Origin of the sequence: Pseudomonas protegens, assembly GCF_013407925.2 — a bacterium.
Classification (GTDB): Bacteria; Pseudomonadota; Gammaproteobacteria; order Pseudomonadales; family Pseudomonadaceae; genus Aquipseudomonas; species Aquipseudomonas fluorescens_AP.
The window spans coordinates 1,142,367-1,165,189 of record NZ_CP060201.1 but is presented as its reverse complement, the minus strand read 5'-3'; the positions used below and the strand labels follow the sequence as shown (position 1 = coordinate 1,165,189).

Below are 22,823 nucleotides of genomic sequence, written 5' to 3'. Positions count from 1 at the left end.
CGCAGGGCATCCGCCGCCGTAGGGCCAGGGGCGTTACAGCGGCGAAGCGCTGCTGGCCAGTTTGGGCTGGCGATACAGATCCAGTAGCACCTGATCCAGCACCGAAGAGGCACCGAACGGCCGTGGATCGTTGAGGATGGCGACCACTGCCCAGGTGTTGCCGTTGTCATCGCGGCTGTAGCCGGCGATGGCGCGGACGGTGTTCAGGGTGCCGGTCTTGATGTGGGCTTCACCGGACATGGCGGTGCGCTTGAGGCGCTTGCGCATGGTGCCGTCCATGCCGGCAATCGGCATCGAACTGATGAACTCGGCGGCGTAGGGGCTCTTCCACGCGGCTTGCAGCAGGCCGGCCATTTCCCGGGCGCTGACCCGTTCGGCGCGGGACAGGCCAGAGCCGTTCTCCATCACCAGGTGCGGCGCGGTGATGCCTTTCTTCGCCAGCCACTGGCGCACCACGCGCTGGGCGGCCTTGGCGTCATCACCATCGGCTTCATTGCGGTACTTGGCTCCCAGGCTCAGGAACAACTGCTGGGCCATGGTGTTGTTACTGTATTTGTTGATGTCGCGGATGATTTCCGCCAGGTCCGGAGAGAAGGCCCGGGCCAGGACCTTGGCGTCCTTGGGCACTGCCGCCAGGCGATCCTGGCCCTGGATGCTGCCGCCCAGTTCGCTCCAGATCGCCCGCACCGCGCCGGCGGTGTAGGTGGCGTGGTCCAGCAGCGACAGGTAAGTCTGGGAGCTGCAGCCGTCACCCAGCTGGCCACCCACAGTGACGAGCACGCTGCCGTCGGCCTGGGGCACCGGGTTGTAGCGCACATCGCCGGTGCACTGCTTGGTGTTGACCGCCTTGACCTGATTGTCGATGCGGATCTTGGCGATCGGCGGTTCCACCGACACCAGCACGCGCCCGGAATCGTTGCGAGCGACGAAACGCAGGGCCTTGAGGTTGACCATCAGCGCATCGGGCTTGACCAGGAACGGTTTGTTCTCGTCGTTGCCGTCGTCGTTGAATTCCGGCAGTTGCGGTTGCACGAAGTAGTTGCGATCCAGCACCAGGTCGCCGGTGACTTGCTGCACGCCATTGGCTCGCAGGTCACGCATCAGCAGCCAGAGCTTTTCCATGTTCAGCTTGGGGTCGCCGCCGCCCTTGAGGTACAGGTTGCCATTGAGGATGCCGCCACTGAGGGTGCCGTCGGTGTAGAACTCGGTCTTCCACTGGTGGGTCGGGCCGAGCATTTCCAGGGCCGCGTAGGTGGTGACCAGCTTCATGGTGGAGGCCGGGTTGACGGATACATCGGCGTTGAAAATCGTCGGGGTGCCCGGGCCGTTCAGGGGAATCATCACCAGCGACAGGGCGTTGTCCGGCAGTTTGCTGGCTTTGAGGGCTTGTTGGACCTTGGGTGTCAGGGTGGTATTGACCGGGGCCGCGGAAGCAGGGAAGGCCAGGGGGAGGAAAACACTGGCCAGCAGAAGAGGACGCAACGATTTGATCATATGAAATGGAACCCTGCAGTCGAGGGGAAAAAAGACGAGGGCATGCAGATAAAATCCCTCAGTGGTCATGAAAGTGTCGGCATTATGCCCCAAGGTATAGCGGCTTGTGCCGTGCCACGGGCCGCCGGGGCGGTATTTTTTTTACCAATGGTACGACCGCGTCCTCATAGAGTCAGGCAATCGCTTGCCTAAACTGGTAAAGTGCCGCCCGTTATTACTTATGAGGATTGTTCCATGGCCACTAACCGTTCCCGCCGTCTGCGCAAAAAACTCTGCGTAGATGAATTTCAGGAGCTGGGTTTTGAGCTGAACCTGGATTTCAAAGAAGATCTGGCTGACGAAGCTATTGACGCTTTCCTCGACGCATTCCTCAAAGAAGCGATGGAAGCCAACGGCCTGGGCTATGTAGGCGGCGATGACTTCGGTCTGGTTTGCCTGAGCAAGCGCGGTTCCGTGAGCGAAGAGCAGCGTGCCAAGGTTGAAGCCTGGCTCAAGGCACGCACCGAGCTGACCAACGTTGAAGTCAGCCCGCTGCTGGACGTCTGGTACCCGGACAACGCGATCAACCCAGTCGCGTGATGTCATGCATGAGCGGCCCGTCCGGGCCGCTCATGCGTTGCTGCCCTGCTTGGGCGGCCTGTCGAATTTCCCTTGTGTTTCTTGCCTCTGCCACGGGCCAGCCCCGGGGTTTGTCGTGGGCGCTATTCGCCGGCTGGCCGGCGAAGCCCTTCAGGCACTGCGCCAATTCAGAATCATCAAGGTCACCACTCCCGCGACGATTCCCCAGAACGCCGAGCCAATGGAGAATAGCGTCAGCCCCGACGCCGTGACCATGAAGGTGATCAACGCAGCTTCGCGCTCCTTCACTTCACTCATGGCAATGCTCAAGCCGTTGATGATCGAGCCGAACAGCGCCAGGGCGGCGATGGACAGCACCAGCTCCTTGGGCAGGGCCGCGAACAGCGCGGCCAGGGTGGCGCCAAAGACCCCGGCAATGCCGTAGAAGATCCCGCACCACACTGCCGCGGTGTAACGCTTGGCGTGATCTTCATGGGCATGGGGCCCGGTGCAGATCGCGGCGCTGATGGCCGCCAGGTTGATGCCGTGGGAGCCGAATGGTGCCAGTAGCAGCGAGGCAAAACCGGTGGCGGTGATCAGCGGCGAGGCCGGAACCTGATAGCCGTCGGCCCGCAGCACGGCGATGCCGGGCATGTTCTGCGAAGTCATGGCCACCACGAACAGTGGGATGCCGATGCTGATGGTGGCGGCCAGGGAGAAGTGCGGCGTGGTCCAGACCGGGGTCGCCACCTCCAGGTGAAAGCCGCTGAAGTCCAGCAAGCCCATGGCGCCCGACAAGGCCGTGCCGATCAGCAGCGCCGCCAGTACCGCGTAGCGTGGCGACAGGCGCTTGACCACCAGGTAGGTGAAGAACATGCCCAGGACCAACCCGGTGCGATGCTGGGCGGCGACGAAGATCTCGCTGCCGATCTTGAACAGGATTCCCGCCAGCAGCGCGGCCGCCAGGGAGGCGGGGATCTTTTTCACCAGGCGTTCGAAGCTGCCGGTGAGCCCGCACAGGGTGACCAGCACGGCGCAGGTGATGTAGGCGCCGATGGCTTCGCCGTAGGTGACGCCAGACAGGCTGGTGATCAGCAAGGCGGCGCCCGGTGTCGACCAGGCGATGGTGATTGGGGTGCGATAGCGCAGTGACAGGCCGATGCTGCAGATCGCCATGCCAATGGAGATGGCCCAGATCCACGAAGAAATCTGACCGCTGGTCAGGCCGGCGGCTTGTCCGGCCTGGAACATCAACACCAGGGAACTGGTGTAGCCGGTCATCATGGCGATGAAACCGGCCACGATGGCTGAGGGCGAAGTGTCCGCCAGGGGGCGTAATTGCGCGGGGGTGGCGTCGGACATTACTGCTATTCCTTGTTCTTGAAAGACACAAAACCCACGTCCAGCGAACATCGCTCGAATCATGCGCGAGCAATGGGCCGATCAAGGGGTTCAGGGTTCAAGCCTAAACTTAAAAGCAACTTTGCATTGCAATACAGCCGTGACTACAAATAGCCATACAGTCGCTGAAAGAGTGCGGGGATCATGAACACTTTTTACTAGTGATACCCGGTGGTTGTGTACAATGTGTCCCTGTTTTAACGCGATACTTGCCAGCGACCCACCGTGACGTATTACAGTCACGCCGAAATCGCCGCAGTCCTCCCGACCCGAGTGCCCATGAACGAACAGTTGCAACCTCTCAAGAAACAACCGCGAGCAGGCAAAGCCGGTCGCAGCGGAACCCAGGACGATATTGTCTACGCGCACATCTTTGAGGCCATCCTCGAGCAGCGCCTGGCGCCCGGCACCAAGTTGAGCGAGGAGGCGTTGGGAGAAATATTCGGAGTCAGTCGGACCATCATCCGTCGCGCCCTGTCGCGCCTGGCCCACGAAGGCGTGGTGCTGCTGCGGCCCAATCGTGGCGCGGTGGTTGCCAGCCCGAGTGTCGAGGAAGCCCGCCAGGTATTTCTCGCCCGGCGCCTGGTGGAGCGGGCCATCACCGAACTGGCGGTGCAGCACGCCACCGCCGAGCAACTGCTGGAGTTGCGGCAGATGGTCAACGAGGAACGCGACAGCTTTTCCCGGGGTGACCGTGGCGCCGGCATCCGCCTGTCCGGGGAGTTCCACCTGAAGTTGGCCGAGGCGGCGAAGAATGCACCCTTGATCAGCTTCCAGCGCAGCCTGGTGTCCCAGACCTCGCTGATCATCGCCCAGTATGAAAGTGGCAACCGTTCCCATTGTTCCTACGATGAGCACACGCAACTGATCGACGCCATCGAAGCCCGGGACGGCGAGCTGGCGGTGAACCTGATGATGCATCACATGGATCACATCGACAGCAAGCTCAATCTCGACGAGGAAAGCGCCTCGGACGACCTGCACGCGGTGTTCTCGCACCTGTTGCAGACCAAGAAGCCGGGGCGGCCGAGCGCCAAGCTGTAAGCCTCGATCCCGTCTGAAAATCCCCCGTTGCGCGGCTCGCGCAGCGGGGGATTTTTGTTTGGCCTCAGGTCCTTCGGCAGATTGTTTTAACTTTTATCAAGGATTGTATACAGTGCCTGCTTCAATGCGCATGGCCGGCGAGTCCGTGCGCCTCTGGTCCTGCGCAAGGAGCCTGCGGCATGAGTGGCCGAACGCTACGTATTCATTCCTCCGCCATCCATTACTTCGACATGGTGCGTCGTTGCCATTCGATTCGTGAGGCGGCCCGGCGCCTGAACGTCGCGTCCTCGGCGGTGAACCGGCAGATTCTCAAGATCGAGGATGAAATCGGCGCGCCGCTGTTCGAGCGTTTGCCCGGTGGCCTGCGCCTGACCCTGGCCGGAGAGATCCTCAGTCGCCACGTCAATCTGGTGTTGCAGGACCTGGAACGGGTGCGCCTGGAGTTCGATGCCCTGCGTGGCTTGCGCAGCGGGCACGTGGAGATCGCCACCGTGGAAGGGGCCACCGTGGACCTGCTGCCCTCGGTGCTCAAGCGCATGCGCGAGCACTACCCGCAGGTGACCATCGGCGTCACGGTGCAGGGGTCGCAATCGATTCCCCTGGCCCTGATCAACAGTCGCGCCGACCTGGGCCTGGCCTTCGCCTTGCCCCGCGCACCGGAGATTCGCCAGTTGAGCGTCGGGCATTTTCGCCTCGGGGCCCTGGTCAGTCCCGATCATCCCCTGGCCGAGCGGGGCAGCGTCAACTTCGCCACCTGCGCCGAGCACGGCCTGATCCTGGCCAAGAGCGAGCTGTCGATCCATCACCTGCTGGCGCCGTTGCACAAGCGCCTGGGGCTGCTGGACAAGCCGCCGTTGCAGAGCAATTCCATGGAACTGGCGCGGCAGATGGCCCGGCACAACATGGGCGTGGCGTTCCAGACCCGGGTCGGGATCGAGGCCGACCTGGGCAAGGGCGAGCTGGTGCACATTCCCCTAAGCGATCAGGGCGGGATCTACAGCGACCTTGGGCTCTACGCCCGCAGCGGGCGCGAACTGCCCAGCGCGGTGGAGGCCCTGGCTCATCTGCTCAGCGAGGAGATCGCCATTCGCGAACGGGCCGAACGGAGTTGCCGCCAGCCGGTGCTCTGAATCCATGGTTACAGGCGCTGTTGCCGTTTTGGCAGCACCCTGGTCGATATTCTGTTCTTTGGGCCCCGTGGCGCTTGTGCCGATACTGCGTGCGGTCGGCAGCCAGCGAAGCTGCCTAACGCCACACCGCCACAGGACATAATAAAAATGAAAAAGGCATTACAAGGCGCAACCCTGCTGATGACATTGATTGGAGCAGGGGAAGCGGCCGCCCTGGAGTGGATGAACAACAGCGTCGGCTTTCGGTACGGCAAGGAGTTCACCAACCCGAACAACCCGCACTACATCAGCAAGCGCATCTACAGCTTCACCCACGCCAGCGGTTACCAGTACGGCAGCAACTACCTGCACCTGGACGTGCTGCTCTCCGATAGCGACGATCCGCGCAAGGGCACCAACAAGGGCAGCAGCGAAGTCTACGGCGTCTACCGCCACCAGCTCTTCGCCTCCCGGGTCCTGGATACGCCCCTGGGCACTGGCCTGATCAAGGACTACGCGCTGACCCTGGGCTTTGATGCCAGTCGCAACAACAACCTGGGCTCGGCGAAGAAGCGCGCCCTGGTCTTCGGTCCGACCCTGAAGTTCAACACCGTCGGCGTTCTTGACCTGAGCTTGCTGTACTACAAGGAAAACAACCATTCCGGCATCCCCGGGGCCAAGGATCCGGATCACACCTTCGATGACACCTACCTGCTGAACCTGGCCTGGATGCGCCCCTTCGAAGTCGGCAGCCACGCGGCCAAGTTCCAGGGTTTCATCAACTACACCGGGGAAAAGGGCCACGACTACAACTACCGCGACACGGCTCCGGAGACCTTGCTGCGCAGTTCGCTGATGGTGGCCGTGCTGCCAGGCAAGAACGTCAAGCCCAACCTCTATCTGGGCGTCGGTTACGAGTACTGGCACAACAAGTTCGGGGTGGACGGCGGGCGTGGGACGCGCACCAGCGCGCCGACCCTGAACATGGAAGTGACCTTCTAGCCGACGCGGCATCGCGGTTCGGCCAGGCATGAAAAATCCCCCGTTCGCGGATTGGCGAGCGGGGGATTTTTTGTGCGCGGGCTTAGCGTTGGTGGACTTGGCGGCCGGCGGCGTAGGTCTGCAGCACGGTGCGGTCATCCCCCAGGGTCATCAGCACGAACAGGCTTTCGGCGATGCTCTTGGCCTGCTTCAGGCGGTAGCTGAGCAGCGGCGTGGCGTGGTAGTCGAGGACCACGAAGTCGGCGTCGGTGCCCGGGTGCAGGGTGCCGATCTTGTCCTCCAGACGCAGGGCCCGGGCGCCGCCCAGGGTCGCCAGGTACAGCGACTTGAACGGGCTCAGGCGGGCGCCTTGCAGTTGCATGACCTTGTAGGCTTCGTTGAGGGTCTGCAGCAGCGAGAAGCTGGTGCCGCCACCGACGTCGGTACCCAGGCCGACGTTGAGCTTGTGCTTTTCCGCCATCGGCAGGTTGAACAGGCCGCTGCCGAGGAAGAAGTTCGAGGTCGGGCAGAAGGCCACGGCCGAGCCGGTCTGCGCCAGGCGCGCGCATTCTTCGTCGCACAGGTGCACGCCGTGGGCGAACACCGAGCGCTCGCCCAGCAGTTGGTAGTGGTCGTACACGTCGAGGTAGCCCTTGCGCTCCGGGAACAGCGCCTTGACCCATTCGATTTCCTGCAGGTTTTCACTGATGTGGGTCTGCATGTAGAGGTCGGGGTACTCGGTCAGCAGTTTGCCGGCCAGGGTCAGTTGTTCCGGGGTGCTGGTTGGCGCGAAACGCGGGGTCACCGCGTAGTGCAGGCGGCCCTTGCCGTGCCAGCGCTCGATCAGCGCCTTGCTTTCCTGGTAGCTGGATTCGGCGGTGTCGGTCAGGTAGTCCGGGGCGTTGCGGTCCATCATTACCTTGCCGGCGATCATCCGCAGGTCGAGTTTCTCGGCGGCTTCGAAGAACGCATTCACCGACTGCGGGTGCACGCTGCCGAACACCAGGGCGGTGGTGGTGCCGTTGCGCAGCAGTTCCTTGATGAAAATGTCCGCCACTTCATCGGCGTGGGCCTGGTTGGCGAACTGGCTTTCGCAGGGGAAGGTGTAGGTGTTCAGCCAGTCCAGCAACTGTTCGCCGTAGGCACCGACCATGCCGGTCTGCGGCAGGTGGATATGGGTGTCGATGAAGCCGGGAGTGATCAGGGCATTCGGATAGTGTTCGACCTGCACCTCGGCGGGCAGCTTGGCCAGCAGTTCGCTGGCGTGGCCGAGGGCGCTGATCCGGCCGTCCTCGACCACCAGCAGGCCGTCTTCGAAATACTCGTAGGAGGCTTCGATGCCGACTTCGGCCGGGTCGGCGATGCTGTGCAGGATGGCGGCTCGGTAGGCTTTGCGCGTTAAAGGCATGGGGATTCTCGGTGTGTGGCGTTTCAGTTCGAAGCCTGACTGCGGCGCGAAGCCGGCAGCAGTTTGGCAATGGGTTCGGCGCTGGCGCTGGGCTGGCCGAAATGGGCGTTATAGGTGGCGATGATCTCACCGGCGATGGAAATGGCGATTTCCACGGGCAACTTGCCTTTGACTTCAGCGAGCCCCATCGGGCAACGCATGCGCTGCAAGGTGACGGTGTCGAAACCGCGATCGCGCAGGCGATGCTCGAACTTGACCCGCTTGGTCTTCGAGCCGATCAGGCCGAAATAGGCAAAGTCGTTGCGCTTGAGCAGGGCGGCGGTCAGCTCCAGGTCCAGCGGGTGATTATGGGTCATGACGATGCAGTAACTGCCAGGAGGCAGGTTGTCGATTTCTTCCACCGGCTCTTCGCTGACGATCTTGTGCACGCCCGGGGGCATCTGTTCCGGAAACTCCTGTTCCCGGGAGTCGATCCAGCGCACCCGACAGGGCAGGCTGGCCAGTAGCGGCACCAGGGCGCGGCCGACATGTCCGGCGCCGAACACGGCGATCTGCGCCTGCACCTGGCCCATGGGTTCGAACAGCAGCACCGTGGCGCCGCCGCAGCATTGGCCGAGGCTGGCACCGAGGCTGAAGCGCTCCAGGTGGGTGCCCTGCTGGCCGCTGGCGAGCATGTCCCGGGCGAGCTGCATGGCCTTGTATTCCAGGTGGCCGCCGCCGATGGTGTCGAAGGCCCGGGTGGCGCTGACGACCATTTTCGAGCCGGCATTGCGCGGCGTCGAACCGAGCTCTTCGATGATGGTCACCAGTACGCAGGGCTCTCCCTGGTTCTGCAGGTCGGCGAGGGCGCTGATCCAGTTGTACATGTTCACCTCGACATCTTGGTGGTCTGTCCGGGACTCTCGCTGGCCATTACAGCGGCGCCAGCTCGGCTGGCTGCTGCGCGGTGCTGGTTGCCCGCAGGCGGCGCATCTGCTCGCAGCCCCACAACACCCGTTCCGGAGTCGCCGGCGCATCGATCTGCGGCTGGTGACGGTAGTCGCCGAGGCTGGCCACCGCGTCCTTGATCGCGCACCAGGCGGCGATGCCGAGCATGAACGGCGGCTCGCCCACGGCCTTGGAGTGGAACACCGTGTCTTCCGGGTTCTTGCGGTTTTCCACCAGCTTGACCCGCAGGTCCAGGGGCATGTCGGCCACCGCCGGGATCTTGTAGCTGGCCGGACCGTTGGTCATCAGCTTGCCCTTGGCGTTCCACACCAGTTCCTCGGTGGTCAGCCAGCCCATGCCCTGGATGTAGCCGCCTTCCACCTGGCCGATGTCGATGGCCGGGTTCAGCGAGGCGCCGACGTCATGCAGGATGTCGGTGCGCAGCATCTTGTACTCGCCGGTCAGGGTATCGACGATCACTTCGGCGCAGGCCGCGCCGAAAGCGAAGTAGTAGAACGGCCGGCCCCGGGCCTGGGCGCGGTCGTAGTAGATTTTCGGGGTCTTGTAGAAGCCGGTGCTGGACAGCGATACCTGGGCGAAATACGCCTGCTGGATCAGTTCCTCGAAGGTCAGGATGTGCTCGCGGACCCGCACATGGCCGTTGTGGAACGCCACGTCTTCCTCGCTGACCTGATACTTGCGCGCGGCGAATTCCACCAGGCGGTTCTTGATGGTCTGCGCGGCGTTCTGCGCCGCCTTGCCGTTGAGGTCGGCACCACTGGAAGCAGCGGTGGGCGAGGTGTTGGGCACCTTGTCGGTGTTGGTGGCGGTGATCTGTACCCGCCCGATGTCCACCTGGAACACCTCGGCCACCACTTGCGCCACCTTGGTGTTCAGGCCCTGGCCCATTTCCGTGCCGCCGTGGTTCAGGTGGATGCTGCCGTCGGTGTAGGCGTGGATCAGCGCGCCGGCCTGGTTGAGGAAACTGGCGGTGAAGGAGATGCCGAATTTCACCGGGGTCAGCGCCAGGCCCTTTTTCAGGATCGGACTGTTGGCGTTGTACAACCGGATGGCTTCGCGGCGTTCAGCGTATTGGCTGCTGGCCTCCAGTTCGGCGGTCATTTCTTCGAGCATGTTGTGCTCGACGGTCTGGTAGTAGTGGGTGACGTTGCGCTCGGTCTTGCCGTAGTAGTTGGCCTTGCGCACCGCCAGTGGGTCCAGGTGCAGGTGACGGGCAATGGCGTCCATCACCTCCTCGATGGCGACCATGCCTTGCGGGCCGCCGAAGCCGCGGTAAGCGGTGTTCGACGCGGTGTTGGTCTTGCAGCGATGGCCGTTGATGGTGGCGTCGCCCAGGTAGTAGGCGTTGTCGGCGTGGAACATCGCCCGGTCGACGATGGACGCCGAGAGGTCCGGTGAACAGCCGCAGTTGCCCGCCAGTTCCAGCTGGATGCCGTGCAGGCGCCCGTTGCTGTCAAAACCCACGTCGTACTCGATGTAGAAGGGGTGGCGCTTGCCGGTCATCAGCATGTCTTCGACCCGTGGCAGGCGCATCTTGGTCGGCTGTCCGGTGAGGCGGGCGATCACCGCGCACAGGCAGGCGGGGCTCGCCGCCTGGGTTTCCTTGCCGCCGAAACCGCCGCCCATGCGGCGCATGTCGACCACGATCTTGTTCATCGACACGTCGAGCACTTCCGCCACCAGCTTCTGCACTTCGGTGGGGTTCTGGGTCGAGCAGTAGACGATCATGCCGCCGTCTTCGGTGGGCATTACCGAGGAAATCTGGGTTTCCAGGTAGAAGTGTTCCTGGCCGCCGATATGCAGGGTGCCCTGGATGCGGTGTTCGGCGCTGGCCAGGGCGCCGGCCGAATAGCCGCGCTGATGGGTGTGGCTGTCCAGCACGAAATGGCGCTTGCGCAGGGCTTCGACCACATCCAGTACCGGTTCCAGGTCCTCGTACTCGATGATCGCGGCCATGGCCGCCTTGCGCGCGGTTTCCAGGTCGCGGGCGGCCACTGCCAGCACCGGCTGGCCGACGAACTGCACGGTATCGATGGCCAGCAGCGGGTCGCCGGGCAGCAGCGGGCCGATGTCCTTCAGGCCCGGAATGTCTTCGTGGGTAATGGCGATGCGCACGCCCTCGAAGGCGTAGCAGGGGCCGGTGTCGATGCTGATGACCTTGGCGTGGGCCCGGTCCGACAGCCGCGCGTAGACGTGCAGCTGATTGGGGAATTCCAGGCGGTCATCGATGTACACGGCTTCACCGGACACATGTTTGTCGGCGCTGTCGTGCTTGACGCTGCGGCCGACGCCGCTGGTCAGGTCCTGTTGAAACAGGGCGCTCAGTTCGGCTTGAGTCTTTTCGACCTTGTGATGGTTAGACATAAGCGGTCACCCGAGTCTCGATGTGCGGTGTTTGCAGTTCGATGAAGTATTTGCGCAGCAGGTTCTGTGCGCTCAACAGGCGGTATTCCTTGCTCGCGCGAAAGTCCGAGAGCGGGGTGAAATCTTCTGCCAGCGCGGCACAGGCGCGCTCGATGCTGGACTGATTCCAGGGGGCGCCGATCAGCGCGGCTTCACAGCTCTTGGCGCGCTTGGGGATCGCCGCCATGCCGCCGAAGGCGATGCGCGCCTCGCTGACCACGCCGTTGTCGATGCGCAGGTTGAAGGCGGCGCAGACCGCGGAAATGTCGTCGTCCAGGCGCTTGGACACCTTGTAGGCGCGGAACAGCCGCTCGGCGCTGGCCCGGGGCACGATGATCTTCTCGATGAACTCGCTGTCCCGGCGCGCGGTGACCCGGTAATCGATGAAATAGTCTTCCAGGGCCAGGGTGCGGCGTACTTCACCCTTGCACAGGACGATCTGCGCACCCAGGGCAATCAGCAGTGGTGGCGAGTCGCCGATGGGCGAGGCGTTGCCGATGTTGCCGCCCAGGGTGCCCTGGTTGCGGATCTGCAGCGAGGCGAAGCGTTGCAGCAATTCGCCGAAGTCCGGGTACTCGGCGCGCAGGGCGTCGTAGCAGTCGGTGAGGGCGGTGGCGGCACCGATTTCCAGGCGATCGTCGAAGCGTTCGATGCGCTTCATCTCGGCAATGTTGCCGACGTAGATCATCACCGGCAGGGTGCGGTGGAACTGGGTCACTTCCAGGGCCAGGTCGGTGCCGCCGGCCAGCAACCGCGCTTGTGGATAGGCGTCATAGAGGTCGGCCAGGTCGGCCACGGTCAAGGGCACCAGGCAGCGCTTGTCACCGCTGTTGAGCTCGCCGGTGTCCTTGGGGGCGATGGCCTTGAGGCGGCTGATGGTTTCGGCCTGGCGCGCGTCGAACTGGTCGCTCTGTCCGCCGGCACAAGCCTGTTCGGCGGCGGCGAGGATCGGCCGGTAGCCGGTGCAGCGGCAGAGGTTGCCGGCCAGGGCTTCATGGGCCTGATGGGCGTCGGGCTGGCTGCTGTTTTTTTGCAGGGCGAACAGCGACATGACGAAGCCCGGGGTGCAGAAGCCGCACTGCGAGCCGTGGCAGTCGACCATGGCCTGCTGCACGCTGTGCAGTTGCCCCTGGTGCTTGAGGCCCTCGACGCTGATCAGTTGCTTGCCGTGCAGGGCGGAGACGAAGGTCAGGCACGAGTTGAGGCTGCGGTAGCGAATGCTTTCGCGGCCTTGCGCATCCGTCTGCAACTCGCCCACCACCACGGTGCAGGCGCCGCAGTCGCCGCTGGCGCAGCCTTCCTTGGTACCGGATTTGCCCAGGTGCTCGCGCAGGTAATTGAGCACGGTCAGGTTCGGGTCCAGGGCGTGCTCGCTACGGAGTTCCTGGTTGAATAAAAACTGGATCACGGAAGGCCTCGCAGACTCTTTATTGTTGTTAAGCGAACTGAGCCGAATTTAGTCATGTCTGACTTTTCGGTCAATGATTTTCTGACTTTCAGGTCAGGAATTTTCCATGCTCAACATTGCAAGTATGAACGGCATTCGAGAAACCCCTTGATCGGTACTTATCTGCTGGTTTCATGCCAAATTCCCCTGTCGGGGCACTCCGCGATGATGTAGCAATTGCGCTACACTGCGCCGCTTGTGCCGTTTAAAGATTTTGAAGGAAAACCATGACGTTCAAGGCGCCGGACAGCCTCGCCGAGCAGATTGCTCACCACCTCGCCGAACGTATCATTCGCGGGGATCTCAAGCCTGGGGAGCGTATCCAGGAACAGAAGGTCACCTTGGCCCTCAATGTCAGCCGTGGTTCGGTCCGCGAGGCCTTGCTGATTCTCGAGCGCCGCCATCTGATCGCCATCCTGCCGCGTCGCGGCGCGCATGTGACCGAGCTCACCGAGCACAAGGTCCGCAGCCTGTGCACCCTGATGAGCGAGTTGTACATCCTGCTGGGCAACTCCGTGGCCAGCGGCTGGGTGCAGCAGAGCGACATGGCGCCGTTCCTGCAGATCCAGCAGCGTCTGGAGAGTGCCTACGAGCGCCAGGACATCCGCGCCTTCGTCGAAGACAGCTTCAGCGTGATGCGGGCGGCCTATCCCTTTGCCAACAACCCGTACCTGCAGGAAACCGTCGAGAACCTGCAGCCGGCCATGAGCCGTGCCTATTACCTGGCACTGGAGCAGCGCAAGGCGTCGATGAGCGAGTACCTGGCGCTGTTCGAGCAATTGCTGGCTGCGGTACTGGCTCGTGATCTGCAGGAGATCCGCCAGGTGTTGACGGCCTACGCCCAGCGCAGCAGCGATCTGGTGGTGTCTGCGTTGGCGGATGCGTAAACGTGCGACTCAAGTGCATCAAGCTGGCGGGGTTCAAGTCCTTCGTCGATCCGACCACGGTGAACTTCCCCAGTAACATGGCGGCGGTGGTCGGGCCCAATGGCTGCGGCAAGTCGAACATCATCGACGCCGTGCGCTGGGTGATGGGCGAAAGTTCGGCGAAGAACCTGCGCGGCGAGTCGATGACCGACGTCATCTTCAACGGCTCCACCAGCCGCAAGCCGGTGAGCCAGGCCAGCATCGAACTGGTGTTCGACAACTCCGACGGCACCCTGGTGGGCGAGTACGCGGCCTATGCGGAAATCTCCATCCGCCGCAAGGTGACCCGCGACAGCCAGAACAGTTACTTCCTCAACGGCGCCAAGTGCCGCCGTCGCGATATCACCGATATCTTCCTTGGCACCGGCCTGGGGCCGCGCAGCTACTCGATCATCGAGCAGGGCATGATCTCCAAGCTGATCGAGGCCAAGCCCGAGGACCTGCGCAATTTCATCGAAGAAGCCGCGGGCATCTCCAAGTACAAGGAGCGTCGGCGCGAAACGGAAAACCGCATCCGCCGCACCCACGAGAACCTCGCCCGCCTGACCGACCTGCGCGAAGAGCTGGAGCGCCAGCTCGAACGCTTGCATCGCCAGGCCCAGGCCGCCGAGAAGTACCAGGAATACAAGGCCGAGGAGCGTCAGCTCAAGGCGCAACTGTCGGCCCTGCGCTGGCAGGCCTTGAATGAACAGGTGGGTCAGCGCGAGTCGGTGATCGGCAGTCAGGAGGTCAGCTTCGAGGCCCTGGTGGCCGAGCAGCGCAACGCCGATGCCGCCATCGAGCGCTTTCGCGATGGGCACCACGAACTGTCCGAGCGCTTCAATCTGGTGCAGGGGCGCTTCTATTCGGTGGGCGGTGATATCGCCCGGGTCGAGCAGAGCATCCAGCACGGGCAGCAGCGTCTGCGGCAGTTGCAGGACGACCTCAAGGAAGCCGAGCGCGCGCGCCTGGAGACCGAATCCCATCTGGGCCACGACCGCACCTTGCTGGCGACCCTGGGCGAAGAGCTGGCCATGCTCGAACCCGAGCAGGAAGTCACCGCCGCCGCGGCCGAGGAGGCTGCCGCGACCCTTGAAGAAGCCGAAGCCACCATGCACGGCTGGCAGGAGCAGTGGGATGCCTTCAACCTGAGTTCCGCCGAGCCGCGGCGCCAGGCTGAGGTGCAGCAGTCGCGCATTCAGCAGCTCGAAAGCAGCATGGAGCGTTTGTCCGAGCGTCAGCGGCGTCTGGCCGAGGAGCGTGAGCTGCTCTCGGCGGATCCGGAAGACGCGGCGATTCTTGAACTCAACGAACAACTGGCCGCCAGCGAAGCGACCCTGGAAGACCTGCAGGCCAGCGAAGAGTCCCAGGTCGAGCGCCTGGAGCAACTGCGTCAGCAATTGCAGCAGGCCACCCAGGCCCAGCAGCAGGCCCAGGGTGAACTGCAGCGGCTCAATGGTCGGCTGGCGTCCCTGGAAGCCTTGCAGCAAGCGGCGCTCGACCCGGGCACCGGTACCGCGCAATGGCTGCGTGAGCAGCAACTGGCCGAGCGCCCGCGCCTGGCCGATGGCATGCACGTGGAGGCTGGTTGGGAACTGGCGGTGGAAACCGTGCTGGGCGCCGATCTGCAAGCGGTGTTGGTGGACGATTTTTCCGGTATCGATCTGGCCGGTTTTCAGCAGGGTGATCTGCGTTTGCTGAGCCTGCAAGGGGATGTTTCGCGCATGCCCGGCAGCTTGCTGGACAAGGTGGAGTCCCAGGTCGATCTGGCGCCTTGGCTGGGCCAGGTCAAGCCGGTGGATAGCCTGGAGCAGGCCTTGGCCTTGCGCGGGCAACTGAGTGCCGGGCAGAGCCTGATCAGTCGTGACGGTTACTGGGTCGGTCGGCATTTCCTGCGGGTGCGTCGCGCCAGCGAAGCGGAAAGTGGCGTACTGGCGCGGGGCCAGGAAATCCAGCAACTGACCCTGGAGCGCGACGAGCGCGAAGCCAGTGTCGAGGCCCTGGAAAGCCAGTTGCTCAACCTGCGGGCCCAGCAGCGCCAGCAGGAGAACGGTCGTGAACATTTGCGTCGCCTGTTGCAGGACGAGGCTCGCCAGCAGGGTGAGTTGAAAGCCAAGCTGTCCGCCGGCAAGGCCAAGGCCGAGCAATTGAATCTGCGACGTACCCGTCTCGATGAAGAGCTGGTGGAGCTCGGCGAGCAGCGTGAGCTGGAGCACGAACAGATCGGCGAGGCGCGCCTGCAGTTGCAGGAAGCCCTCGACAGCATGGCCCTGGATACCGAGCAGCGCGAGCTGCTGCTGGCCCAGCGTGACAGTCTGCGCGAGCGCCTTGATCGGGTGCGCCAGGAGGCGCGCCAGCACAAGGATCACGCTCATCAACTGGCGGTGCGCATGGGCTCGCTCAAGGCCCAGCACGATTCCACTCGTCAGGCCTTGGAGCGCCTGGAGCTGCAATCCGAGCGCCTGACCGAAAAGCGCGAGCAGCTCAGTTTGAATCTGGAGGAGGGGGAGGCGCCTCTGGAGGAGTTGCGCCTCAAGCTCGAAGAGCTGCTGGAAAAACGCATGACCGTGGATGTCGAGCTCAAGACCGCGCAAATCGCCCTGGAAGATGCCGACCGCGAGCTGCGCGATGCCGAGAAGCGTCGCAACCAGGCCGAGCAGCAATCGCAACTGATTCGCGGCCAGCTGGAACAGCAGCGCATGGAATGGCAGGCCCTGACCGTACGCCGCAAGACCTTGCAGGAGCAGTTGCTGGCCGATGGCTACGACCTGGACGGCGTGCTGGCGACCCTGACCGCAGAAGCCAGCGAGCAGGCAGCCGAAGAGGAGCTGGAGCGGATTGCCGCGCGGATCCAGCGCCTGGGCGCGATCAACCTCGCGGCCATCGACGAGTACCAGCAGCAGTCCGAGCGCAAGCGCTATCTGGATGCCCAGGATGCCGATCTGGTGGAAGCCCTGGAAACCCTGGAAAACGTGATCCGCAAGATCGACAAGGAAACCCGTAATCGCTTCAAGGATACCTTTGATCAGATCAACGGCGGTTTGCAGGCACTCTTTCCAAAAGTTTTCGGTGGCGGCAGCGCTTATTTGGAACTGACGGGCGAAGATCTACTCGATACAGGGGTAACGATCATGGCCCGTCCTCCGGGGAAGAAGAACAGCACCATTCATTTGCTCTCGGGTGGCGAAAAGGCGCTGACCGCGTTGGCCCTGGTATTTGCCATCTTCAAGTTGAATCCGGCGCCGTTCTGCATGCTTGACGAAGTTGACGCGCCGCTGGACGACGCTAACGTTGGACGCTATGCAAGATTGGTTAAAGAGATGTCGCAGACAGTGCAGTTCATCTATATCACCCACAACAAGATCGCAATGGAAATGGCTGATCAGTTAATGGGCGTGACGATGCACGAACCCGGATGTTCGCGCCTGGTAGCCGTGGATGTCGAGGAGGCGATGGCGATGGTGGACGCTTGAGTCCATGCGACTGAGGCACTAGTTGGGGGCAAGTCGGGGAATTTTCCCTATTGCCTACCTGGCCAGTCGGCATATTGGCCGTAACCGTTGCGACAGACGGTGTAAAGTTGCCTTTGGTCGTGCTAGTTTAATGTCAATTTTTCCTATGCGTGGGCAAAAGGCCATTCAGAACATAGAGTTGGCGCCACGTTTTAAAGCGGTTTGCAGATTGTAAGCCCCTTATTTTTCAGCATTTTTCATAGAGGCACGGGATTACATGGAAATCGGTCTGCGCGAGTGGCTGATCGTCATCGGCATTATTGTTATCGCCGGTATTCTTTTTGATGGCTGGCGGCGTATGCGCGGCGGCAAGGGGAAGTTGAAGTTCCGTCTTGATCGAAGTCTGTCCAACCTGCCGGATGACGAAGGCAGTGCCGAACTCCTGGGGCCGCCCAGGGTGCTGGATACTCATAAAGAGCCACAGCTGGACGAGCATGATCTGCCGTCGGTGAGCATGCCGGCCCGCGAGCCTCGGGAAGGTTCGTCTTCCAAGCGCGGCAAGCGTGGCGGCGAGCCTCATCAGGGCGACCTCAACCTGGATCTGGACCTGGACAACGGCCCGAGCTTCAGCAGCCGCGACGATGACTTCCCGGCTGAGGAAGGCAACAAGGCGGCCAGTCACGGCGACAAAGAGCAGCCGCAAGCCGAAGAGGTGCTGGTGATCAGTGTGATCTGCCGCGATGCCGCCGGCTTCAAGGGCCCTGCATTGCTGCAGAACATCCTCGAAAGCGGCCTGCGTTTTGGCGAGATGGATATTTTCCACCGCCACGAAAGCATGGCCGGCAACGGCGAAGTGCTGTTCTCCATGGCCAACGCCGTCAAGCCGGGGGTGTTCGATCTGGACGATATCGACCACTTCAGCACTCCGGCTGTGAGCTTCTTCCTTGGCCTGCCGGGTCCGCGTCACCCGAAACAGGCGTTCGATGTGATGGTGGCCGCAGCGCGCAAGCTGTCCCAGGAACTCAATGGCGAGCTCAAGGATGACCAGCGCAGCGTTCTGACTGCACAGACCATCGAGCACTACCGTCAGCGCATCGTCGAGTTCGAACGTCGCGCCCTGACCCAAAAGCGCTAAGCTTCCACAGCCAGCTCCTCCCAGAGGAGCTGGCTTGCGTAGGCGCTGGCTTGCCAGCGAATCTCACGCCCCTCCAATTTCGGATCGAGCAGCCTAGGCTGCTCTTTTGCTTTATGAGAGAACCCCATGACCGCCGCTGAAACCCGCATTCTTGAGCTGCGCGCCGAGCTGGATCAACACAACTACCGCTACCACGTACTGGACGAGCCGAGCATTCCGGACGCCGAGTACGACCGCCTGTACCACGAGCTCAAGGCCCTGGAGGCCGAGCATCCTGAGCTGGTCACCAGCGACTCGCCCACCCAGCGGGTCGGGAGTGCGGCGCTCTCGGCCTTCACCCAGGTACGCCACGAGATCCCCATGCTCAGCCTGGGCAACGCTTTCGAAGAAGTCGACATGCGCGAGTTCGACCGTCGAGTCGTCGAGGGGCTGGACCTGCCGGCGGGAGACTTGTTCGGTGCTGGGGCGGCGGTGGAGTACAGCTGCGAGCCCAAGCTCGATGGCCTGGCGGTGAGCCTGTTGTACCAGGACGGCGTGCTGGTCCGCGGCGCCACCCGTGGCGACGGCACCACGGGCGAAGACATCAGTGTCAACGTGCGTACCGTGCGCAACATTCCGCTCAAGCTGCAGGGCAGCGGTTGGCCGGCGACCCTGGAAGTGCGGGGTGAAGTCTTCATGTCCAAGGCCGGCTTCGAGCGATTGAACGAGGCGCAGCTGGCGGCGGGCGGCAAGACCTTCGCCAACCCGCGCAACGCCGCAGCGGGCAGTCTGCGTCAGCTGGACTCGAAGATCACCGCCAGCCGGCCCCTGGAGTTCTGCTGCTACGGTCTGGGCCAGGTCAGCGCCGACATCGCCGACACCCACATCGGCAATCTGCAGCAGCTCAAGCAGTGGGGGCTGCCCATCAGTCGCGAGTTGCGTCTGGCCAAGGGCATTGACGAGTGCCTGGATTACTACCGCGAAATCGGCGAGCGCCGGAACGCGCTGGCCTATGAAATCGACGGCGTGGTGTTCAAGGTCAACAGCATTGCCTCCCAGCGCGAGCTGGGCTTCCGGGCCCGCGAGCCGCGTTGGGCCATCGCCCACAAGTTTCCGGCCATGGAAGAGCTGACCGAGCTGCTGGATGTGGAGTTCCAGGTCGGACGCACCGGTGCGGTAACCCCGGTAGCCCGTCTGAAGCCGGTGAAGGTGGCGGGCGTCACGGTGTCCAATGCCACCTTGCACAACATGGATGAAGTGGCGCGCTTGGGGCTGATGATCGGCGATACGGTGATCATCCGTCGTGCCGGCGATGTGATCCCGCAAGTGGTGCAGGTGGTTGTCGAGCGCCGTCCGCAAGATGCCCGGCCGGTAGCGATTCCGGAAAGCTGCCCGGTCTGTGGTTCACATGTCGAGCGCACCCAGTTGGTCAAGCGCAGCAAGGGCCGGGAAACCGTCAGCGAAGGCGCGGTGTATCGCTGTGTCGGCCGCCTGGCCTGCGGTGCCCAGCTCAAGCAGGCGATCATTCACTTTGTCTCCCGTCGCGCCATGGACATTGAAGGCCTGGGGGACAAGACCATCGAGCAGCTGGTGGACGAGCAACTGATCGCTTCGCCCGCGGATCTCTACCAGCTCAAGTACGAACAGATCATCGACCTGGAAGGCTTTGCCGAAGTCTCCAGCAACAAACTGCTCAAGGCCATCGAGGACAGCAAGCGTCCGGCCCTGGCGCGGTTCATCTATGCCCTGGGCATTCCCGATGTCGGCGAGGAAACGGCCAAGGTCCTGGCACGCTCCCTGGGCACCCTGGAGCGTGTCCAGCAGGCCTTGCCGCAGGTTCTGACCTACCTGCCGGATGTGGGGCTGGAGGTGGCGCATGAGATCCACAGCTTTTTCCAGGACAGCCACAACCGCCAGGTGATCGGTGCTTTGCTGGCCGCGGACCAATGCGGCCTGCAACTGCAGGATCAGGGTGAACTCGGGGCCGAGTTCGCCGCCAGTACCACCCTGGGCGGCATGCTCGACAAGCTCAATATCCCCTCGGTGGGCCCCGGGGCAGCGCAGAAGCTGGCGGACAAGTTCGGCTCCCTGCAAGGCGTGATCGACGCGGACTGGCTGGACATGCGCCAGGCCCTGCCGGAGAAGCAGGCCAAGGCGGTGCGCGAGTTCTTCGACAACCCGGCCAATGCCCAGTTGGCTCGGGCCATCGAGGAGCAGCTCTCGGCGTTCGGCATGCACTGGCTGAGTGAGAAGAAAGTGGTCGAAGGCCTGCCCCTGGCTGGCAAGACCTGGGTGCTTACCGGCTCGCTGGAGCTGATGAGTCGCGATGTGGCCAAGGAAAAACTGGAAAGCCTGGGGGCCAAGGTGGCGGGGTCGGTGTCGGCGAAAACCCACTGCGTGGTGGCAGGACCCGGCGCCGGTTCCAAGCTGGCCAAGGCCAATGAGCTGGGGCTCAAGGTGCTGGACGAAGCTGCCTTCGTCGCCTTTCTCAGTGAGCACGGCATCCCTATTCCTGCGTGATCCGTGGCCGCCGGCTGGCCCGCGATGGCAAGCCGGTCGGTTGGCTCCTGGCGGGCCGAGGGAACGATGGGGCAGTCAGGATGATCTAGTCTTGTCAGGCCCCACGGAGGATGCGCCATGTACCGTTTCTTCGAGCAACTCAGTTCCCGCATTGCCGCACCCTTTGTCGGTGATCGTTCACGCAGCGGCAAGCTCTGGGCCTGTCGCTGCGGGCAGTCGCTGTTCTTTCGCAACAGCCAATGTCTGGCCTGCGCGGCCGTGCTCGGTTACGCGCCGCAACTGGGCAGCTTGTCTTCCCTGCGGCCGGGGCCTGTCGGGCAAACCTGGGTGCTCGATGCCAGTCCCGAGGCCGGCGCTTTCAAGCGCTGCGCCAATCTGGATACGGCGGCGGCCTGTAACTGGCTGCTGCCCGCGCACCTGACCGGCAGCCTGTGCATAGCCTGTCGCCTGAACCGCACCATTCCCGACTTGTCCGTCCCCGAGAACCCCGAGCGCTGGCGCAAGGTGGAGGTCGCCAAGCGCCGCTTGGTGGCGCAGCTGCTCGCCCTGGGGCTGCAACTGATTCCCAAGAGTGACGATGAAGAGCGGGGCCTTGCCTTCGATTTTATCGGTGTCGATCTTGAGGGCAGGGCGCCCATGACCGGGCACGCCGGTGGCCTGATCACCCTGGATATCAAGGAGGCCGACGATGCCCATCGCGAGCAAGTGCGCACGCAGATGCGCGAGCCATATCGCACCCTGCTCGGGCACTTTCGTCATGAAGTGGGGCACTACTATTGGGATCGGCTGATTGCCGACAGCCCCTGGCTACAGCCGTTTCGCCACCTGTTCGGCGACGAGCGCGACAGTTATGCCCAGGCCCTGGAACGTCACTATCAGCAAGGCCCGCCGAGCGATTGGCAGCAAAGCCACATCAGCGCCTACGCCACCATGCATCCCTGGGAAGACTGGGCGGAAACCTGGGCTCACTACCTGCACATGATGGACGCGGTGGATACGGCCCTGGGCTTTGGCATGAGTGCTCGAGACGTCGATCTCGATTACCAGCCGTTTCCCCTGAGCAGTCTTTATGACCCGCAGCATCCTGGCGGTCCGGCGTTCCTGGCCTTCGTCAATGCCTGGATCGAACTGGCGGGCATGCTCAACGAACTGTCCCGCAGCATGGGGCAGGCGGATTTCTACCCCTTCATCCTGCCGCCGGCGGTGATCGGCAAATTGCACTTCATCCATCTGGTGATCCAGCAGGAAGGCGGTCGCGCCGAAGCAGTGCTGTCCCTGGATGGATGATCCCTCCGCGCTGTAGGCGCGAGCTTGCTCGCGAAGGCCGCGGGGCGATTTCCCCGATCCGGCACGGCGTCTGCCCCGTGAACACACAGGCTTCAGCGGTAGCGGGTGGCTGGGTCGGGCTTGCACCCAGGAGCACTTCCAAGTGCTTGAAGCTCATCGAATTTTTTAATCTGCAACGAGCGGTTGTAAGTTCAACTCAGATAGGTACAATGGCGCGGCTCGCCGACAGGCGAACGTCGTTATGGTGACCCCATCGGTCCCCCCGCAACGATTACCCGTGAACCTGGTCAGAGCCGGAAGGCAGCAGCCACAGCGGGAACATTGTGTGCCGGGGTGTGGCTGGTGGGGTTGCCTCCAATCTTTCAAGCGATTGATTCTTAACGGTTTTTCACCCTTTGCCACGCGGTGGTACAAGGAGTGATACATCCGTGTCGAGTACCCCGCCTTATCTTTTTTGTCCCGCCACTCGGTCTGTCAGGTCCGATTTGTGGTGCCGGATGTCATTCGCCCGTTGTTCCCCCAAAGAGACTTCATCGCTCCCTGCAAACCTGTTGCAAGCGGGGCCTGAATCATCGGTGGCATGCCCGTCGAGCAGATGATCCGCAAGGATGCTCGGCTGTTTCGGGAGGCGATCACTGTCATCAGTGTCACCAGATTGAGGCACCTTGCGACGTTACCCAAACAGCAACCTGCGCTGCTGCCCGGCTGGAACGGTCTACGCTATTGTTCCGAACGGCAGAGGGGGCCGTAGC

15 protein-coding genes and 1 other RNA gene are annotated in these 22,823 nt (G+C 62.9%); 10 read left to right on the top strand and 6 right to left on the bottom strand.

Annotated elements, in window-relative coordinates:
* Positions 1–33 precede the first annotated feature (33 nt).
* Positions 34–1,494, bottom strand: a complete 1,461-nt coding sequence (gene dacB, locus GGI48_RS05400; RefSeq protein ID WP_016965691.1) for a D-alanyl-D-alanine carboxypeptidase/D-alanyl-D-alanine-endopeptidase — start codon at positions 1,492–1,494, stop codon at positions 34–36.
* A 234-nt stretch (positions 1,495–1,728) separates the two neighbouring features.
* On the opposite strand from dacB, the gene GGI48_RS05395 reads away from it, so the two are divergent.
* A complete protein-coding gene (locus tag GGI48_RS05395; protein ID WP_047302902.1) occupies positions 1,729–2,073 on the top strand; it encodes a YggL family protein in 345 nt (114 codons plus the stop codon).
* Positions 2,074–2,223: 150 nt separating this feature from the next.
* Here GGI48_RS05395 and GGI48_RS05390 read toward each other — a convergent pair whose 3' ends face one another.
* Complete coding sequence (locus GGI48_RS05390; protein WP_016965711.1) at positions 2,224–3,414, bottom strand: benzoate/H(+) symporter BenE family transporter; 1,191 nt, start codon at positions 3,412–3,414, stop codon at positions 2,224–2,226.
* A 318-nt stretch (positions 3,415–3,732) separates the two neighbouring features.
* On the opposite strand from GGI48_RS05390, the gene GGI48_RS05385 reads away from it, so the two are divergent.
* The 3 genes from GGI48_RS05385 to GGI48_RS05375 all read left to right on the top strand — a co-directional run bounded on the left by GGI48_RS05385 (position 3,733) and on the right by GGI48_RS05375 (position 6,608).
* Positions 3,733–4,497 (top strand): GntR family transcriptional regulator, encoded by a 765-nt coding sequence (locus GGI48_RS05385; protein WP_011060203.1) that lies wholly within the window; start codon positions 3,733–3,735, stop codon positions 4,495–4,497.
* 179 nt (positions 4,498–4,676) lie between these two features.
* Positions 4,677–5,627, top strand: coding sequence for a LysR family transcriptional regulator (locus GGI48_RS05380; protein WP_016965710.1), 951 nt, complete (start codon positions 4,677–4,679; stop codon positions 5,625–5,627).
* A gap of 147 nt (positions 5,628–5,774) precedes the next feature.
* Positions 5,775–6,608, top strand: a complete 834-nt coding sequence (locus GGI48_RS05375) for a hypothetical protein (RefSeq protein WP_016965709.1) — start codon at positions 5,775–5,777, stop codon at positions 6,606–6,608.
* Between the two features lie 82 nt (positions 6,609–6,690).
* On the opposite strand, the gene guaD is transcribed toward GGI48_RS05375, so the two are convergent.
* The 4 genes from guaD to xdhA are packed head-to-tail and all read right to left on the bottom strand — an operon-like array spanning position 6,691 to position 12,754.
* Positions 6,691–7,995: a guanine deaminase gene (guaD, locus tag GGI48_RS05370; RefSeq protein ID WP_179597368.1), complete on the bottom strand. Its 1,305-nt coding sequence runs from the start codon at positions 7,993–7,995 to the stop codon at positions 6,691–6,693.
* Between the two features lie 23 nt (positions 7,996–8,018).
* A complete protein-coding gene (gene xdhC, locus GGI48_RS05365) occupies positions 8,019–8,861 on the bottom strand; it encodes a xanthine dehydrogenase accessory protein XdhC (RefSeq protein WP_016965792.1) in 843 nt (280 codons plus the stop codon).
* A gap of 46 nt (positions 8,862–8,907) precedes the next feature.
* On the bottom strand, positions 8,908–11,307 hold the full coding sequence (gene xdhB / locus GGI48_RS05360) for a xanthine dehydrogenase molybdopterin binding subunit (RefSeq protein WP_179597366.1): 2,400 nt from the start codon (positions 11,305–11,307) through the stop codon (positions 8,908–8,910).
* A complete protein-coding gene (xdhA, locus tag GGI48_RS05355) occupies positions 11,300–12,754 on the bottom strand; it encodes a xanthine dehydrogenase small subunit (protein WP_179597364.1) in 1,455 nt (484 codons plus the stop codon). The genes xdhB and xdhA overlap by 8 nt, the downstream gene beginning before the upstream one ends.
* Positions 12,755–13,020: 266 nt before the next feature.
* Between xdhA and GGI48_RS05350 the strand changes: the two genes are divergently transcribed.
* The 6 genes from GGI48_RS05350 to ffs all read left to right on the top strand — a co-directional run bounded on the left by GGI48_RS05350 (position 13,021) and on the right by ffs (position 22,419).
* Positions 13,021–13,680, top strand: a complete 660-nt coding sequence (locus tag GGI48_RS05350) for a GntR family transcriptional regulator (protein WP_016968380.1) — start codon at positions 13,021–13,023, stop codon at positions 13,678–13,680.
* Between the two features lie 2 nt (positions 13,681–13,682).
* Complete coding sequence (gene smc / locus GGI48_RS05345) at positions 13,683–17,171, top strand: chromosome segregation protein SMC (RefSeq protein ID WP_016968381.1); 3,489 nt, start codon at positions 13,683–13,685, stop codon at positions 17,169–17,171.
* A gap of 256 nt (positions 17,172–17,427) precedes the next feature.
* The gene (zipA, locus tag GGI48_RS05340) at positions 17,428–18,285 is read left to right on the top strand and encodes a cell division protein ZipA (protein ID WP_103741238.1); all 858 of its coding nucleotides are present in this window, start codon (positions 17,428–17,430) and stop codon (positions 18,283–18,285) included.
* 126 nt (positions 18,286–18,411) lie between these two features.
* Positions 18,412–20,784 (top strand): NAD-dependent DNA ligase LigA, encoded by a 2,373-nt coding sequence (gene ligA, locus GGI48_RS05335; RefSeq protein ID WP_179597362.1) that lies wholly within the window; start codon positions 18,412–18,414, stop codon positions 20,782–20,784.
* 117 nt (positions 20,785–20,901) lie between these two features.
* Entirely contained in the window at positions 20,902–22,071 is a 1,170-nt protein-coding gene (locus tag GGI48_RS05330) for a putative zinc-binding metallopeptidase (RefSeq protein ID WP_016968385.1), read from the top strand.
* Positions 22,072–22,322: 251 nt separating this feature from the next.
* An RNA gene (ffs, locus tag GGI48_RS05325) (signal recognition particle sRNA small type) lies at positions 22,323–22,419 on the top strand.
* The last annotated feature ends 404 nt before the right edge of the window (positions 22,420–22,823 follow it).

Bases quoted from the DNA above. Each gene is read 5' to 3' on its own strand.
- dacB (WP_016965691.1), bottom strand. From the start codon at position 1,494: ATGATCAAATCGTTGCGTCCTCTTCTGCTGGCCAGTGTTTTCCTCCCC.
- GGI48_RS05395 (WP_047302902.1), top strand. From the start codon at position 1,729: ATGGCCACTAACCGTTCCCGCCGTCTGCGCAAAAAACTCTGCGTAGAT.
- GGI48_RS05390 (WP_016965711.1), bottom strand. From the start codon at position 3,414: ATGTCCGACGCCACCCCCGCGCAATTACGCCCCCTGGCGGACACTTCG.
- GGI48_RS05385 (WP_011060203.1), top strand. From the start codon at position 3,733: ATGAACGAACAGTTGCAACCTCTCAAGAAACAACCGCGAGCAGGCAAA.
- GGI48_RS05380 (WP_016965710.1), top strand. From the start codon at position 4,677: ATGAGTGGCCGAACGCTACGTATTCATTCCTCCGCCATCCATTACTTC.
- GGI48_RS05375 (WP_016965709.1), top strand. From the start codon at position 5,775: ATGAAAAAGGCATTACAAGGCGCAACCCTGCTGATGACATTGATTGGA.
- guaD (WP_179597368.1), bottom strand. From the start codon at position 7,995: ATGCCTTTAACGCGCAAAGCCTACCGAGCCGCCATCCTGCACAGCATC.
- xdhC (WP_016965792.1), bottom strand. From the start codon at position 8,861: ATGTACAACTGGATCAGCGCCCTCGCCGACCTGCAGAACCAGGGAGAG.
- xdhB (WP_179597366.1), bottom strand. From the start codon at position 11,307: ATGTCTAACCATCACAAGGTCGAAAAGACTCAAGCCGAACTGAGCGCC.
- GGI48_RS05350 (WP_016968380.1), top strand. From the start codon at position 13,021: ATGACGTTCAAGGCGCCGGACAGCCTCGCCGAGCAGATTGCTCACCAC.
- zipA (WP_103741238.1), top strand. From the start codon at position 17,428: ATGGAAATCGGTCTGCGCGAGTGGCTGATCGTCATCGGCATTATTGTT.
- ligA (WP_179597362.1), top strand. From the start codon at position 18,412: ATGACCGCCGCTGAAACCCGCATTCTTGAGCTGCGCGCCGAGCTGGAT.
- GGI48_RS05330 (WP_016968385.1), top strand. From the start codon at position 20,902: ATGTACCGTTTCTTCGAGCAACTCAGTTCCCGCATTGCCGCACCCTTT.